The 16,053-nt window shown below is 64.8% G+C and carries 11 protein-coding genes; 6 read left to right on the forward strand and 5 right to left on the reverse strand.

The window, feature by feature from the left end:
• Positions 1-238: 238 nt before the first annotated feature.
• The 5 genes from O3301_RS23050 to O3301_RS23070 are packed head-to-tail and all read right to left on the reverse strand — an operon-like array spanning position 239 to position 9,525.
• Positions 239-967, reverse strand: a complete 729-nt coding sequence (locus O3301_RS23050) for a YfaP family protein (RefSeq protein ID WP_099666184.1) — start codon at positions 965-967, stop codon at positions 239-241.
• A 29-nt stretch (positions 968-996) separates the two neighbouring features.
• Positions 997-2,694 carry a DUF2300 domain-containing protein gene (locus O3301_RS23055; protein ID WP_305057610.1) on the reverse strand — a complete coding sequence of 566 codons (1,698 nt, stop codon included), beginning with the start codon at positions 2,692-2,694 and terminating at the stop codon, positions 997-999.
• Positions 2,694-7,229, reverse strand: coding sequence for an alpha-2-macroglobulin (locus O3301_RS23060; protein WP_305057611.1), 4,536 nt, complete (start codon positions 7,227-7,229; stop codon positions 2,694-2,696). The genes O3301_RS23055 and O3301_RS23060 overlap by 1 nt, the downstream gene beginning before the upstream one ends.
• 8 nt (positions 7,230-7,237) lie before the next feature.
• Positions 7,238-7,912, reverse strand: a complete 675-nt coding sequence (locus O3301_RS23065; RefSeq protein WP_305057612.1) for a DUF1175 family protein — start codon at positions 7,910-7,912, stop codon at positions 7,238-7,240.
• On the reverse strand, positions 7,909-9,525 hold the full coding sequence (locus tag O3301_RS23070) for a DUF2138 family protein (RefSeq protein ID WP_305057613.1): 1,617 nt from the start codon (positions 9,523-9,525) through the stop codon (positions 7,909-7,911). The genes O3301_RS23065 and O3301_RS23070 overlap by 4 nt, the downstream gene beginning before the upstream one ends.
• Positions 9,526-9,660: 135 nt before the next feature.
• On the opposite strand from O3301_RS23070, the gene O3301_RS23075 reads away from it, so the two are divergent.
• The 6 genes from O3301_RS23075 to O3301_RS23100 are packed head-to-tail and all read left to right on the forward strand — an operon-like array spanning position 9,661 to position 16,044.
• Positions 9,661-11,181, forward strand: a complete 1,521-nt coding sequence (locus tag O3301_RS23075; protein ID WP_305057614.1) for a B12-binding domain-containing radical SAM protein — start codon at positions 9,661-9,663, stop codon at positions 11,179-11,181.
• 57 nt (positions 11,182-11,238) lie between these two features.
• Positions 11,239-12,372 (forward strand): ABC transporter permease, encoded by a 1,134-nt coding sequence (locus O3301_RS23080; protein WP_289906926.1) that lies wholly within the window; start codon positions 11,239-11,241, stop codon positions 12,370-12,372.
• A complete protein-coding gene (locus O3301_RS23085; RefSeq protein ID WP_289913963.1) occupies positions 12,372-13,268 on the forward strand; it encodes an ABC transporter ATP-binding protein in 897 nt (298 codons plus the stop codon). Before O3301_RS23080 ends, O3301_RS23085 begins: the two co-directional genes overlap by 1 nt.
• Positions 13,268-14,227 carry an MlaD family protein gene (locus O3301_RS23090; RefSeq protein WP_099666176.1) on the forward strand — a complete coding sequence of 320 codons (960 nt, stop codon included), beginning with the start codon at positions 13,268-13,270 and terminating at the stop codon, positions 14,225-14,227. The genes O3301_RS23085 and O3301_RS23090 overlap by 1 nt, the downstream gene beginning before the upstream one ends.
• Positions 14,228-14,239: 12 nt before the next feature.
• A complete protein-coding gene (locus O3301_RS23095; protein WP_305057615.1) occupies positions 14,240-14,860 on the forward strand; it encodes an ABC-type transport auxiliary lipoprotein family protein in 621 nt (206 codons plus the stop codon).
• The gene (locus tag O3301_RS23100; protein WP_289906929.1) at positions 14,857-16,044 is read left to right on the forward strand and encodes a VanZ family protein; all 1,188 of its coding nucleotides are present in this window, start codon (positions 14,857-14,859) and stop codon (positions 16,042-16,044) included. Before O3301_RS23095 ends, O3301_RS23100 begins: the two co-directional genes overlap by 4 nt.
• Positions 16,045-16,053 lie beyond the last annotated feature (9 nt).

Raw genomic sequence — 16,053 nt, forward strand, 5'->3', positions numbered from 1 at the left:
CACTTATCGACTGTTAATTGTTAAAGAACTGTATTCGGTACTGCTTTCGCGCTATCGACAAAGCGTTGTGTTTGTCAGCTGCGAAGAAGGAAGAGTATGAAGCAATTTGCTACGTCCGTCAACCCCGTTTTTCAGCGCATTGCGCTTAAAAACTTTTCTCACTTTACGCTGCATTTGCATGCGTCGTTCAGCGAGGGGGCGAATTATAGCCAAGCAACAGCGTGTCCGCAAGAGCCATTTATGGCAAGACGAACGATTTCACCAAGGTCAGTTCGCCGGCGGCCCGCATCGGCACCTGGAAGCTCTGCAACTTTTCACGTGGCGTGCCTTCGTTGGTGATGACCGATATGCGGGCGACGGTCAGCATGGCGGTGTTCTCGCCGCTGCCGTAGTAATTCACATAGACGTGATAGTTCCCCTTCACGGGCGCCGCACTGGAGAAAATTTCCGGGCCATATCCGGTGGTCACGTCCACATCCAGCGCGCCGCCATCTTTCAGGACGCGATTGCCGTACCAGGCATGGCCACCGTCCGGCGTGACCACGTGCATATCGAGGTCGGTGCCGGCGCTGTCCCAGGACAGCACGATGCGCAAGCGCGCCTGGGTCTTGCCCTGGTAGCTGTCGACAAACTGGGTGCGCGCGCGGCTCCTGCCATCCGGCGAGCGCACTTCCACGCTGTTCGAGCCGCTGCCGAAGCCATACGGACGGCCATAGCTGCCATCCTCGCCCACTTCCATCGGCATCGCCACGCCATTGACCACCAAAGTAGCGGGCTTGCCCTTGACGGCGCCTGCGATGCGTCCCCGTATCTGCGCCGTCTCGGCCTGGCCCGGCTGCAGGTTGACCGACGCGGCGGGGTAGTTGACCGCTTGCGTGTATTGCTCGCTGGCGCCGGCCGAATTGCGCCAGCCGCTCCTGGGGGCGTCGATGGTGACCTGGGCCTGCGCCCAGATTGGCAATAGCATTAGCGGAATCGAGCAGCGGATATAAAAACTCACAGGGCCTCCAGGTTAAGGTCGACGAGCCGGCGGGCCAGCCGCTCGACATATTCTTCGTCCTGGCCGCGCGGATGGTTGCGCAGGCCAAGATGCAGGTATTCATGGGCCAAGGTGATGCGGTCTTCGCGCGTGGCCAGCGGCCGCATGAAGATACGGTTGCGCGATTGTTCCGAATACGGCGCGCCGCTCTGCAAGGCGCAGACCAGCGGCGCTTGCGACGGCGCCTCGTAGCCGGCCTCCCGCAGCAGCACGCGCTGCCAGCGCGGCACGGACCGCGCCAGCCAGTCCTCGTTCTGCGCCAGGCGCCGGCAACGCGCGCCGGTATTGCCAAAGGTGCTCAGCGCGCCGCCAGGATACGCCGCCGCCAGCAATTCATCATAGTGCTTGCCTTGTCTGGCCTGGCGCACCGCCTCGCTCCACGCCATCGTCCCCTCGGACGGCTGGTTAGTGTGATAGCGCACGGTGACGCCATCGACGATCAGCTGGTCGGTCCAGCGCGCAATCGCCAGCGCCGCCGGCGTGGCGGGGCTGGGGCTGACACGCTGGGTCGCGCTGCTGTCGGCGATCTGCTGGCAGCCCGCCACCGTCACCGCGTTCTGCTGCAGATACGTGCGCGCGGCGATTGCCAGCGCCTTGGCCGCTTCCGGCTCGCCGGCGCTCGCTTCGCGGTCGAGCACGCGCGCCACATATTCATTGACGCCGAAGCGGCCGCGCAATTGCGGGCGGCCGCCCTTATCCTGCAACAGCATCAGTTCACCGGTGCTGCGCAAGGCGAGGTTCTGGCCATTCTCGAATTGCACATGGTAGCGGCCATTCAGCGGGCCAGCTGCGGCCACGCCACGCTCGCCGCGCACGGCGCGGATCGGATAGCGCTTGAAGTAATCGACGACCACGCAGCCGCCATCGTCGGCCGCGCCCACTTTCGGCAAACTGGCGGCCAGCTTGGGCGCCCACTGTGCGAAGACATTGCTGCTGCCGCCCGCGCCGCCAAACCAGATCGGCGTGCCGTCGGCCAGCCAGCCGGCCGCGCCGCCGATACGCTCTTCTGCCTGACCCTTTTTCTGCTCGTGCCAGGAATACGTCTTTACGCGCAGCTGGCTGCCGAACCAGCGCGCCGTACCGGCGCCGCGTCCGTCGAGCACCACGCGCAGCAGCGCTGCCTCGGCATCCACGCGGCTGGCGGCCGGGATGCTGTCCAGCGCGCGCAGCAGGCTATCCAGGCGCACCGTGCGCGCCGGCGCCATCTGCGCGGGATCCGCCAGCCAGGCAAAGTCGCCTGCCGGCGCGCTCCCCAGACGGCCGGTCCAGTAGTTGCGCCACGGCGCTGCCGTGATCATCAAGCGCCTGGGCGAGAAAAATGGGCCGCAGGACTGCGCCAGCGCCGCGTCGTGATCGATGCTCTGGCCCGCATCGCAGCAATACACCTCTTCCGGATCGCGGCCACCGCAGCGGTAATCCGGCATCGCCACCTTGTTATCCGTCGCGTATATATATACGAACAGCTTCCACAGGCTGGCCAGCGGTACTTGCCGCGCGCCGTCAAACGGCGGCGAGGGGGGCTGCGTGGCGCCGCCCTGGCGCAACTGCCGCACTTCCGTCTTGCCATCGCGCCACCAGGCCACGTCCAGCGATGCAGACCACGCAGGTACGGCCAGCAGCAGGGTTGCCGTCAATGCAGGAAGTGCCACGCGCATCACTCGACCTTCAGCGCGCGCGTGGTCTTGCCGCCGCCTTCGAAGGCTTTCTGCTCCGGCTGATACATGCGGTAAAAGCGTGCTGGCGGCAGCACATAACTGCCCTTCTGCGCAAAGCGCAGCAAATGGCGCACCGTCACGTCGCCGGCCAAAGGCTCGATCGGCACGGCATAGCCGTCGCGGCGTTCGGTGTGGCGCGCGCGTTCCAGCGCGGCCGGCTTGTCACCTGCCATGACCATGCCCCATGTCGTCGATTCGACCATGGCGCCAGGTGGCAGCGCCACTTCCAGCAAACCAAAGCGGTGCTTCGCTCCCGGTGCAGCCTTCAAGGTGATTTCATCGAGGTACAGCGCGTCCGTGCTCAGCGCCTCGCCCGGCTTGACCAGCTCCGTCGTGTAGCCGCCCTTGCCCGCCTTCATGCGCAGGATGCGGCGCTCGACGGCAACCGGCAAGGTTTGCACTTCGACGGCGTGGCTGTCGTACTGCAGCACGGCCACCGTGCCTGCGGGCACCGGTGCCGCGAGACGCAGTTTGTCAGGCTGGCCCTTGGCGTCGCTCCAGCGCCAGACCGGCTGGCCGCTGCGACTGTCGCGTTTTTGCCAGGCGCCATCCAGCGTGACGGCCGGTCCCTTGCCGAACGATGCGCCACCCAGTTTCTTTTGCACCCACATCAACGTCATCGCGCGGTCCAGGGTCGGCATCTCGGCGCGCACGCCAGCCAGCACCGCGTCGGCCTGCGATGGCGGCACTTCGCCGGCCAGCATCAGCAAGGCTTGCGCCACCGGCGCTTTCGATTCGCGCAAGACTTGCCAGGCGCTGGCCACTTGCAGTTGCAGCCCATGCGGCAAGGCGATGCCATTCTGGCCGGCCACCAGCGCCACCAGGCCCAGCGACATCGCTTGCGCTTCGCGGTCAAGGGCTCCGCCCAGCAGCAGGCTGCTACTGTCGCCCGCCTGGCGCGGCTTGCCGCCCAGGACGGCGATGGCGCTGTCGTCCACCAGACCGGCTGCCAATGTCTGCGTGGGCAAGCCCATTTCGCGCGCCATCCACAGCACCAGCGCGCGATCACCCATCGCATCCTTCAAGCCATGTTCGCTGTAGACGGCCAGCAGCTTGTTCCAGTGCTCGGGCGGCAGCTCGATGCGCAGCGCGCGCGCAGCGTACCAGTCCGCGTAATAGGCGTAGGCCGTCATCAAGGCATTGCCGGCCGTGGCGTTCCCCCACCAACCGAAGACGGCGTTGGGGCCCGCCATCGACACCAGGCGCAGGCGCTGCGCCGTCAGCAGCGTTTGCAGACGCTCGCCCGCCGCGCCGGCGTCCGGACCCAGGCTTTGCGTGGCCAGCGCCAGCGGAATCAAACGGCTCGCCGTCTGCTCCACGCAGCCATATGGATAGTCGATCAGGTCGTCGGCGATGCGCGCGAACTGGCTGGCTGCTCCTTGCGCGAACGAGATGCGGATATTGCGCGCGTCCGCCGGCAGCTTGAGTGGAATATCACCGGCGGCGCCATCGAGCGGCAGCACCAGGGTGCGCGGACTGCTCCAGGCGGCGGGCAAGGTGTGCATGGCCGTGTCCAGCGCGTCGACCAGCTTGCCGTTCTGTTTCAGCTCCAGGCGCAGCGGCCCGGTAGCGCCAGCAGCGAGCGGAAACTCGACGTAGTTGACGCCCGGTTTGGCGGACAGTTTTTCCGTCTTCGGCTGCGCACCGCCGGAGAGAACGACGTCAAGCGCCTGCTCCTTGCCAGTCTGGTTGAACACGGCCACCGAGGCACGCGGCGCATCGCCAGCGCGCATCCAGTCGGGCGCCGTCCACTTGGCATAGAAGTTTTTGTCCGAACGCAGATAGGCCGTGCGTTGGCCCACGCGCCCCTGCTCGTCCATCGCGCGGCCCGTAATCCTCCAGCGGGTCAGCGCGTCCGGCATGGTGAAACTCACGCGCGCATTGCCATTCGCGTCGGTCTTCAGCGATGGCGCCCAGTACGCCGTATCGATATTGTCGCGGCGCGGACGTTCGAGCACCTTGACGCCGCGCTCGTTGTAATTGTGGCGCGCGGGCGCACCGGCGGTGCGGCCATGCGCCATGTCGTAGCTGATGAAAGACAGGCTGGCCGTGGTGCGCACGTTGTTGCGGCGCGGATGGTAGAAGAAGTCGCCGATATCCGGCGCGATTTCCGGCTGCAGCACATAAATCATTTCATCGACCACGCCCAGCGCCACCATGGTGCTTAGCGGCTTGCCGTCGAGGGTGGCCTTGACGTCCAGGGTCACCTTCTCGCCAGGCTGGTAGACCTCCTTGTCGCTTTTGAACTGCAGCGCGATGCGCGGCTCGATCACTTGCAGGCCCGCATTCTCGAAAACGAAATCACCATGGCGCGTGTATGCCACCGAAAACGTCATGTTCGGGCCGTGCTCCTCCTTGACGGGGATGCGCACGCGCCACTGCCGCGGCGCCACGCGCTTCGCCTGGTACCAATCCGCGGCGCCGGCCATCAAGCCATGGTGCTCCACCTTGTCGCGTTCGAGCGTCAACAGCGCCTGGTCGACCTTGTCCGAGAACGTGATCAAGGCTTCGGCGGTGTCGCCCGGACGATAGCGGGCGCGGTCCAGCACGATCTCGATGCTGCCCGGCGTCGTTTGCACGCCATCGCCGGCGACCCAGTGGCTGGCGGCGGCCAGCAGGTTGCCCCGTTCGTCGCGCAGCGCCAGCTGATACGAACCCGATGCGGGGAATGTCACGTCCCAGCCCTTGGCGTTTGGATCGAACGCGCCCTCGGTCTTGCCTTGTTTTTCCAGCTGCACCATCTCCCAGCGCACGGGCTTGGCCGCGCCCTGGCCATCGGCCAGCAAGTCGAAATGCACGGACTGGCCCGGATCGGAAAACTGGCGCGCGGCCTTCAACTGGTAGCTGCTGCTCGAGCGTTCTATCATCAGCTCGCGCGTCGCCTTGACGCGGTAGGCCGCGCCATCGGTCGCCAGTACGGTCAATATATAGCGCGAGGGATCGGCGGCGGGCGGCAAGGTGAAGTCCACATTGCCGCTGCCGTCGCTCGTCACTTCCTCGGTCTTCAAGGCCACGGGGAACAGGCCGCTGTAACGCAACTCGCCCTCGACCATGGTGTTCTGCTGACCGCGCAGCGACAGGGTCATCTTCGCGTTTTTCACCGGCTTGCCATCGGGGTAGCGCAGCGCGATGCTGCCTTTGACCGCTTCGCCCGTCTTGAATTCCGGTTTCGCTGGCTGGACGTTGATTTCAAAGTGCGGCTTGATGTATTCGGCCACGCGGAAGGCCGCGCCATAGGCGCCGTCCTTGTAGTTGAAGCGCAGTTGATAGCCGCCGGCGGTGGCTTCCGTCGGCAGGCGGAAGCGCGTATCGGCGCCCGTGTCGCCCGATAACTGCAGCGTCTGCGTCAGCAGCGGCGTGCCATTCGGATTGAGCACGATCAAGCTTAACGGCGCGCTGGCCGCCGCCTGCGAGTTGCGCGCCGACGTGAATTCGCGGCCCACAAACTTGACGTTGACTTCGTCGCCTGGCCGGTACAGGGGGCGATCCGTCACCGCATAAATCTTGGTGTTGTAGATCTCGCTGTCGTAATAAAAATTCTCGGACACGAATACGCCGCCGGCGCGGTCCTGGCCCAGCACATACGTGTGTTCGGGGCTGCCGCGCTCGAGCGAGGCGACGCCGTCGGCGCCCGTGGTGGCCGACTGCAGCACGCCGGTGCCGTCGGTCCACGCCACGCTGGCGCCGGCCACGGCGGCGCTGTTGTCGCGCCGCGCCGTCCACACCAGCATCTGGCCGGACGATACCTTGGTGACGGCCACCGTATCCGACACGAACACCAGGGTGGTGGCGCGGTGTTCGCCGATGATCGCTTCGATCAGGTACAAGCCAGGCTGGCGTTTGCCCAGCGGGATCATCACGTTACCGGCACCGGCGACGATGAAATCGCTGCTCGATCCATCGAGCTTGACGCCTTTCGGCGGTGTGATGGCCTTGGCTTGCCAGATCGGATAGCGGAAGCTGTCGACCAGCTCCATGCCCTTGATCGGCTTGTATTGCGGATGGTTGGCGAACACAGTGCGCCGGCGGATCGCGTCATTCGTCGCCAATTGCGGCTGTTCCTTCGTTACCGCGAGGCGCGCCTCGCCGGAAAACAGCTTGCGCCAGGCCAGGCGCGACTGCTTCCACCAGCTATCCCACAGAAAGCTCAGGGTATTGGCCAGGCCTTCGCCCTGGTAATTGCCCTCGACCTGGATGCGGTGCAGATTGCGCTGCTTTTTCAGGAATTCCATCGGTTCGGGCACGCGGTAGACGACGATGTCGGCGCCCGAATACGCTTCCAGGTTCATGCGCCCCATGTCGCGCCCCGGCACTTCCAGGCGCACGCGCGCTTCATCAAGACTGCCGTAGCTGGCGTCCGACAGCAGAAAGAAGGGTTCGCCCTTGAAGGTGGCGTAGTTGCTCGGTTCGCGTTCCTGCGCCGAGGCGCCGCCAATGAGGACCAACGCCAGCAGGCTGGAAAATAACAGCTTCATGAGAAGCTTCATGACAGGAACGCCAGCCGGAACACACCGGCGAAATTCGGATTGTTGACCACAGGTTGCCACCGCGTGTCCTTCCAGCTCGTAAGTTCTTTGATATCGACGGTCCGCAGACCATTGTCGTCGGGGGTGACGGTGCCGGTGTGGTAGGCGATGCGCGCCCCCATCCAGACCATCAGGTGCTGTTCATCGCCCTGGTCGAAAAACAGCAGGTCGCCGGGCAGCGCCTGGCTGATTTCGCGGGCGATGAAACGGCTGTTGTGCTGCACCAGCGCCAGCGCCGTGACGAAGTGGCCGACCGTGCCATCCGTCTGCACCCAGCGGTTGCGCAAGGCCGCCTGGGCCCCGCTCAATCCCAGTTCGGGCGGCAGGCGCCGGTCGCTGGCGATGCCGTTCGCACGCAGCCATTTCGCGTCATGCACGGTGAGCGCCTCATTGACGGCAAAGCGCACGAGGCCTGCGCAATCGCGGTGCGTCCAGCGCGGCGACGGCCCCCGTTCGATCTGCACATTGACAATGCGCAACATCCAGGCCTGGAAGGCGCGGCTCTGGGCTTGCGACAGCTGCACTTGCGGTTCGGCGGCCGCGCGCAGGGCCCACGCCCGGGGCACTGCCGCGGTGGCGGCGCAAGCCGCGAGCCAGCGCAAGGCCGCGCGGCGCGCGTGCCGCACCGTCATCGCGCAGTCTCCTGCCATTCCAGCGCTTCCCATGCGGTGCCGCTGGCTGGCTGCCGCTTGAGCACCATGCGCAGCGGCGGATATTTTTTCAAGGCGTTCAGGCGCGGCACCAGGTGTTCGTTGGCGGCCGCGCGCAGTACCGGTTCGTTATTCGCCGGCAGGGTATCGAAGGCTTCCAGCTGGATCAGCCGGGCCAGCGACGCGGGCGCGATCAGGCCGATGGTGTGCGCGCCATCGGGCAGCAGGTCGCTGGCCGCCGGCGCCTGCTTGCGGCGCACGGCCAGCACCTGGTCCACCAGCTTGCCGTCGGCCGAGAAGACAACCGTATTGCCGGCCACAGCCAGCGCCGGCGTGGACTGGCCCAGGGCCGTGGCGACGCTGCGCTCCCAACGTACGAATTCACCTTTAGCATCCTTGCCGGTCGTCTTGCGCACGGGGTCCTTGCCGCCGATGGCCGCCTCGAACAGGCTGCCATATGCAGCGTCATCCCCGGCCTGCGCGCTGCGCGTGGCGACAAACACCGGCGTATGCAGGCGCGAAGTGCCGTACCAGCAGGCGGCGGCCGGCCCTTGCAAGTGCCCGGCCAGCGGCACCACCGGCTCGGAAGTCTTGCTCCCCAGGCGCTTGAGCACGGGCTGCAGCGCGGCCCAGTCCACCGGCACGCTGAAGCAGGCGCTGGGACTGTGCGGCAGCACGGGCCACAGGGCGCTGCTGTCATAGCCGCCGTTTTTCAGCTTGTCCGCATTGAGCAGCACCTTGGACTGCCAGGCGCCCTTTTGAAAATCGAAGCGCAGCGCTTCGAGCGCGCCGAAGAAGGGCTGGTAGCCGAACGACAGGAAATCCGCCTTGACGGCGATGCTGTGGCCCTCGGGCGGAGCGCCGTCGAGATGGAATTGCGCATGAAAGACGTTCTGTTTGGCGGCTTCGGGCGCCAGCAGGCTGGCCACGGTTTTCTCGGCCGTGCCATCGCCGCTCTTGCCGTCGCTGCCGCCATACAGCATGCCGGGATGGGACAGGATGACCAGGCGCTGGCCGTGCGCGGCAAACAGCAAGGTGCGCTGGTAGGCGTAGTTGAGCGCATACACGGGCACCTGGCCGCCATCGACGCGCAAGCTGCCGGCCACGCGCATCTGCGTATCCTTCAAGGCGATCTTGCCCGCTTCCTCGAGCAGGCGCGTCAGCTGGTTGCGCGATACGGCGATGGCAAAATGCTTGAGCGAGCCGTCGGCGTCGCGCCACAGGGCCACTTCCGCGGGCTGGTCCAGCACCATGCGCAGCAGCTGGTCGCCCCAGCCCAGTTCATGTTCGTAGGCGATGCGGCGCAAGCTGCCCTTGAGCCCCAGCCGGTCTTCGCTCTGCTCGTAATAGAACAGGAAATCCTCGCGCAGCACGTCGCGCGCCAGCGGCACCGTCAGCAAGTCGCGCGGCAAGGTCGACAGGCTTTTCGTGCGGACCAGCGCGTCGGGCCTGGATAAGTCCAGCTTCAAGCCGTTGACCGGCCCCAGCATGCCCCAGCCGAAGACCCGGTAGCCGACCAGCGCGGCAGCCACCACGGCCACGCCAGCCAGCGCCCCGAGCAGAACTTTCTTATTGAGTACTTTTTTCGCCAGCACCGTATATCCCTTTTTACCCGCCGTAGCATTGACAAGTTAGTAATTATTGACAAATGGTAACATGGCATTTGTGGCCGCAGCGCACAGCTGACGCGACAGCGTAAAATAGCGGTTTCGCCGTTTCAATCGCCTCCCATGACCATCCTGCTCTCCACCCTGAACGCCCGCTACACCCACGCCTCGCTGGGATTGCGCTATTTGCTGGCCAATATGGGGCCGCTGCAAGCGCAGACGCGGCTGCAGGAATTCGTCATCGGCACGAAAACCACGGAACTGGTCGAGCGCATCCTCGTCAACAAGCCGCGCATCATCGGTTTTGGCGTGTATATATGGAACGTCGAGGAAACGACGAAGCTGGTGGCCATGCTCAAGCGCGTGGCGCCCGAGGTCGTCATCGTGCTGGGCGGGCCGGAAGTGTCGCATGAGGCAGGCGAGCAAGAGATAGTCAAGCTGGCCGACTACCTGATCACGGGCTGGGGCGACGTCACCTTCCCCAAGCTGTGCGGCGAGATCCTCCACGGCCCCAAGCCGCTGATGAAGATCCACGCGGGCGTGCAGGCGCCGCTGGCGGAACTGCAGCTGCCCTACTCCTTGTATACGGACGACGATATCCGCCACCGCACGATCTACGTGGAAGCGTCGCGCGGCTGCCCGTTCAAGTGCGAATTCTGCCTGTCGGCGCTGGACAAGACGGCCTGGCCCTTCGCGCTGGAGAACTTCCTGGCCGAGATGGAGTCCCTGCATGCGCGCGGCGCGCGCCTGTTCAAGTTCGTCGACCGCACCTTCAACCTGAACATCAAGACCAGCCTGAAGATCATGCAGTTCTTTCTGGACAAGATCGAAGCGAATCCGGACGATCCGATCTACGCCCACTTCGAACTGGTGCCCGACCACTTGCCCGACGCCTTGAAGGAAGGCATCAGCAAATTCCCGCCCGGCGCGCTGCAATTTGAAATTGGCATCCAGAGTTTCAATCCGGACGTGCAATCGCTGGTCAGCCGCAAGCAGGACAATCAAAAGGCGGCCGACAACATCCGCTGGCTGTGCGAAGAATCGAACGCCCACTTGCACGTGGACTTGATCGCCGGCTTGCCGGGCGAGGATGAAGCGAGCTTCGCGGCCGGCTTCAACAAGCTGGTGGCCCTGAAACCGCATGAAATCCAGTTCGGCATATTAAAACGGCTGCGCGGCACGCCCATCATCCGCCATACGGAAAACTATGGCATGGTGTTCGACCCGCACCCGCCGTACACCATCCTGGCGAACAAACAGCTCGATTTCATGAGCATGCAGCGCCTCGTGCGCTTCGCCCGCTACTGGGACCTGGTGGCCAACTCGGGCCGCTTCGCCAATACGGTGCAATGGATGCTGGGCGATGCGCCGTTTGAAAACTTCATGGACTTTTCGAACTGGCTGTACGCCCACACGGATGCCACGCACCGCATCGCCATGGAACGCCTGGCCAAGCTGGTGGCGCAATGGCTGCAGACGCGCGGCATGAGCGCGCTTGAAGCCAATGCCCTCGTGGCCAGCGACTATGCGGGCGGCGCGCAGGCGGCCGCGCACGCCAAGCCAGCCGAAGTGAGTACTAGCAATGCCAAGGTGCGTCCGGACGTCGCCCTGCCGCAGCGGCAGGCGCGCCACCTGGCGTCCTGACAGGCCGGCGATTGAACAGCGGTGGCGGTCTGCGCCATTCTCCCTTAAACTGGCACGATGCCGACTGTACAATCGCCGAAACTGACCCTCTCCCAGACCAGCTCCCAACAGGGAGCCCTTGTCACTGCCAGCGGCACCTGGCAGGTGCACGCGCTGGCGCATGACAATGCGATCAAGGCCATCGAGGCCCAGCTCAAGCCCTTGCAGGGCGATGCGAAGGCGCAATGGGACCTGTCCGCCATCGACAGCATGGACCATATCGGCGCCCAGCTGTTCTGGAATGCCTGGGGCAAGCGGCGTCCCGCGCAACTGACCCTGGCGCCGTCGCAGGAAGAGTTTTTCCGGCGCATCGAGGAAACGGGGCCACTGGAAACGCCGCCCTCGCGCGCCAACCGCCTCACGCCCGTGATGAAGCTGGGCATGGCTATTTTGCTGTTTTTCCAACATTTAAAGGGTTTTATCGCCCTCGTGGGCCAGGTCACGCAGGATATCGGCCGCTTTGCGCGCCATCCCATGCGCGGGCCGTGGCGCGAAATTTCCGCCAATATCTTCCATGCGGGCTTCCAGGCGCTGGGCATCACGGCCCTCGTCGGCTTCCTGATCGGTGTCGTGCTGTCCTATCTGTCCGCGCAGCAACTGCGCGCCTTTGGCGGCGACATTTACCTGGTCAACCTGCTGGGCATGAGCGTCATCCGCGAACTGGGGCCATTGTTGGCCGCCATCCTCGTGGCGGGCCGCTCGGGCTCCTCCATCACGGCCCAGCTGGGCGTCATGCGCGTCACGGAAGAGCTCGACGCCATGCTGGTGATGGGCATTTCGCACGGTTTCCGCCTGATCATGCCGAAAGTGCTGGCCCTGGCCATTTCCATGCCCCTGCTCGTCATCTGGACGGACACGGCCGCGCTGATCGGCGGCATGGTGGCGGCCAAGGTGGAACTGAACCTGTCGGCGCGCTACTTCATCCAGAAGCTGCCGGATGCCGTGCCGCTGGCCAACTACATGATCGGCCTGGGCAAGGGCGTGATTTTCGGCATGCTGATCGCGCTCGTCTCGTGCCATTTCGGCCTGCGCATCAAGGCCAACACGGAAAGCCTGGGGCGCGGCACCACCACTGCCGTCGTCACGGCCATCACGGTCGTGATCCTGGCCGACGCCGTGTTCGCCATCGTCTTCAATGGAGTGGGCTACTGATGGCGGACGACACCAATATCGCCTGTGGCACGGGCAAGGAAGGCCAGTTCAACCTGCATGGCGACGCGCCCGTGGTGGAAATCACCAATCTGTGGACCAAGTTCGGCCGCACCGTCGTGCACCAGGACTTGAACCTGGAAATCGAACGGGGCGAGATCCTTTCCATCGTGGGCGGCTCCGGCACGGGCAAGACGGTGCTGCTGCGCCAGATGCTGGGCCTGGAACATCCGGCGCGCGGATGCGTCAAAGTCTTTGGCGAAGATATCAACCAGGCAAGTTCCGACCAGTTGCAGCAGTTGCGCAACCACTGGGGCATGCTGTTCCAGCAAGGCGCCCTGTATTCGGCCCTGACCGTGTTCGACAACGTGGCCCAGCCGATGCGCGAATTGCGCGTGCTGCCCGAGGCGCTGGTGCACGACGCGGTACTATTGAAGATGAATATGGTGGGCCTGGGCCCGGAACATGCGCTGAAAATGCCGTCGGACTTGTCGGGCGGCATGATCAAGCGCGTGGCTCTGGCGCGCGCCCTGGCGCTGGAACCGAAGCTGCTGTTCCTCGACGAACCGACGGCCGGCCTGGATCCGGACCTGTCGGAAAGTTTCGTGTCCCTGATCCAGTCGCTGCACCGCGAACTGGGCTTGACGGTGGTGATGGTCACGCATGACCTCGACACTTTGTTCGCCCTGTCCACGCGCATCGCCGTGCTGGCGGAAAAACACGTGATCGCCATCGGCCCCACGCGCGAGGTGATCGAAGTCGACCACCCGTTCATCAAGCAATTTTTCCTCGGCGACCGCGGCAAGCGCGCGCTGGCCGTCCTCGACGAGAAACAGGCGGCCGGCAAGGCGGCGCAGCCGGGCGACGACGCCGGCACAGACAAGAAAGCGGAGAAGTAATGGAAAACAGATCACATGCCCTGATGACGGGATTTTTTACACTCACCCTGCTGGTGGCCGCCATCCTGTTCGGCGTCTGGTTCAACCGCGACCGCGTGGAACGGGTGCCGTACCTGCTCGCCACCACCCTGTCCGTGCCGGGCCTCAATCCGCAGGCGACCGTGCGCTACCGGGGTCTGGAAGTGGGCAAGGTCGACGCCATCGACTTCGACACGCAAAAAGCGGGGCAAATCCTCGTGCACATCAGCGTGGCGCCGGACACCCCCGTCACCAACACCACCTTTGCCACCCTGGGCTACCAGGGCGTAACGGGTATCGCCTACATCCAGCTCGACGACGAGCACGTGGGTTCGACACTGCTGGGCACCAGCAAGGACAAGCCCTCGCTGATCCCCCTGCGCGCGGGCTTGCTCGACCAGCTGGAAAAGCGCGGCAAGCGCATCCTCGACCAGGCCGAACAGATCACCAACAAGGTGAATAACCTGCTCAGCCCCGACAACCAGGCGGCCATGCTGGGCGCCTTCAACGAAGTGGGCAAGGCGGCCAAGGCCTTCGGCGCCATTCCGCAGCAGCTGGAACCGACCTTGACGCAATTGCCGCAGTTGACGGAACAAACGCGCCAAACCTTGACGGCCGTCAGTACGGCCAGCAAGAACGTGTCGGACTTGACGGCCACGTGGAAAAAGCTGGGCAACGATATCCAGGCGCCCGGCGGCGTGCTCGAGAAGGTCAATGGCACGGTCGACCGGGTCGGCAATTCGGTGGAAACGGTGGCGAATGGCGTATCGCTGGAAGTCTTGCCGCAGGTAATCGAGCTGAGCGGCGAGGCGCGTTCCTCGATGCGCGCCCTGAAAACCACCATGAGCACGCTCAATGAACAGCCGCAGAGCATCTTGTTCGGCGCCCCAGACATTCCGCCCGGCCCGGGCGAGCCCGGTTTTTCGGCGCCGGGCAAATAAGGAGATTGCACGATGAACTTCCCCCGCTTTTCCCCTGTCAGCGTGCTGACCCTGGCCACGGCATTGTTGCTCGGCGGCTGCGCCAGCCGCGGCCCCGTCCCCACTTTCTATGACTTCGGCCCGGCCGCGCCGCCGGCAGCCGCGCAACCGGCCGCGCCTGCCGTGCCCGTGCTGGTGATCGCCGACGCCAACGGTCCCTCCTGGCTGGACAGCCAGCGCATGTATTACCGCTTGCTGTACGCCGACGCGCAGCAATCGCGGCCGTACGCCTACAACCGCTGGAACACGCCGCCGCTGCAATTGCTGAGCCAGCGCCTGAAGACGCGCGTGGCGCAAAGCGGCGTGAAAGTGCTGTCGACCACGGACGCGGCCGCCGGCATGCCCCTGCTGCGCATCGACGTCGATGATTTTTCGCAAAACTTCGATACGCAGACGCAGAGCAGCGGCCACGTGTCGCTGCGCGCCTCGCTGTTCCGCGGCCACCGCCTGATCGACCAGAAAACCTTCAGCCGCAGCGGCCCGGCAAGCAGCGCCGACGCGCAAGGGGGCGCGCAGGCGCTGGCGGCGGCCTCGGACGCCATCGCCGCCGACCTGCTGACCTGGCTGGGCACGCTGACCATCCCGAAAGAATGACGGCGCCAGCTTCTCCCGCCAGTCCGGCGGCACCACTGCCGCCCGTCCGCTCCTCGCCCGTGTCGCGCGCGACCCTGCTCGCCTACGTCTTCCTGATCGTGTACGCCAGCTGGTTTCCATTCACGGGTTGGCACAGCAATGGCTTGTCGCCGCTGACGTTCCTGGAAAACACGCGCATGCCCCGTTACTGGACGGGCTTCGACGTGGGCATCAACGTCGTCGGCTACATCCCGCTGGGCGCCTTGATCGTGTATTCGCTGTTTCCAAGGATCACAGGTTTCTTTGCAGTCATCGTCGCCAGCCTGTGCGGCGTGTTGATTTCCGGCAGCATGGAAGCCGTGCAAACCTATCTGCCCAGCCGCGTCTCGTCGAACCTGGACTTTTATACGAACTCGGCCGGCTGCTTCATCGGTTCCCTCATCGGCGCCTTGACGGCGCGCAAGCTGCTCGACCATAGCCATTTGTACCGCCTGCGCCAGCGCTGGTTTGCCCAGCACGCCAGCCAGGGCCTGGTGCTGGTGGCCCTGTGGCCGCTGGCGCAAATCTATCCGCAAGGCTATCTGTTCGGCCTGGGCCAGCTGCTGCCCATCCTGTCGGACTGGCTGTCGCGCCTGGCGGGCATGGAGATCGACCTGGCCACCTATCTGCGGCCCGACGTGATCTTAACTGTCGAGCAATATTGGCTTTCAGAAACCATTATCACGGCCTGCGGCATGACGGGCGCCGTGCTTACCTTGCTGTGCCTGCTGCGCCGCGCCGCGCCCCGCGCCGTGCTGATGCTGATCCTCATCGCCGCCGCCCTGACCGTGCGCTCGATGGCCAGCGCGCTGCTGTTTTCGCCGGAAAACGCCTTCGTCTGGATCACGCCGGGCGCCCAGGGCGGTTTCCTGATCGGCCTGATCATGCTGGGCGGCCTGGCGTTCGCGCCGCACGTGGCACAGCGCCGCATCGCGGCCGCCACCTTGCTGCTGAGCCTGGTAATGGTGAATACGACGCCGATCAACCCGTATTTCATGTCGACCTTGCAAGGTTGGGTGCAAGGCAAGTTCCTCAACTTCAATGGCGCGGCGCAATTCCTCGCCTTGCTGTGGCCCTTCATGGCCCTGTGGTTCCTGTGCCTGCCCTCGCACCGCCTGAACCGGCAGGAAGACGCGCAGCGCCAGCGTCGCGAAGACCACCCATAAGCGTTATCA

The organism is Janthinobacterium sp. SUN211, from assembly GCF_030587315.1.
Taxonomy (GTDB): domain Bacteria; phylum Pseudomonadota; class Gammaproteobacteria; order Burkholderiales; family Burkholderiaceae_D; genus Janthinobacterium; species Janthinobacterium kumbetense.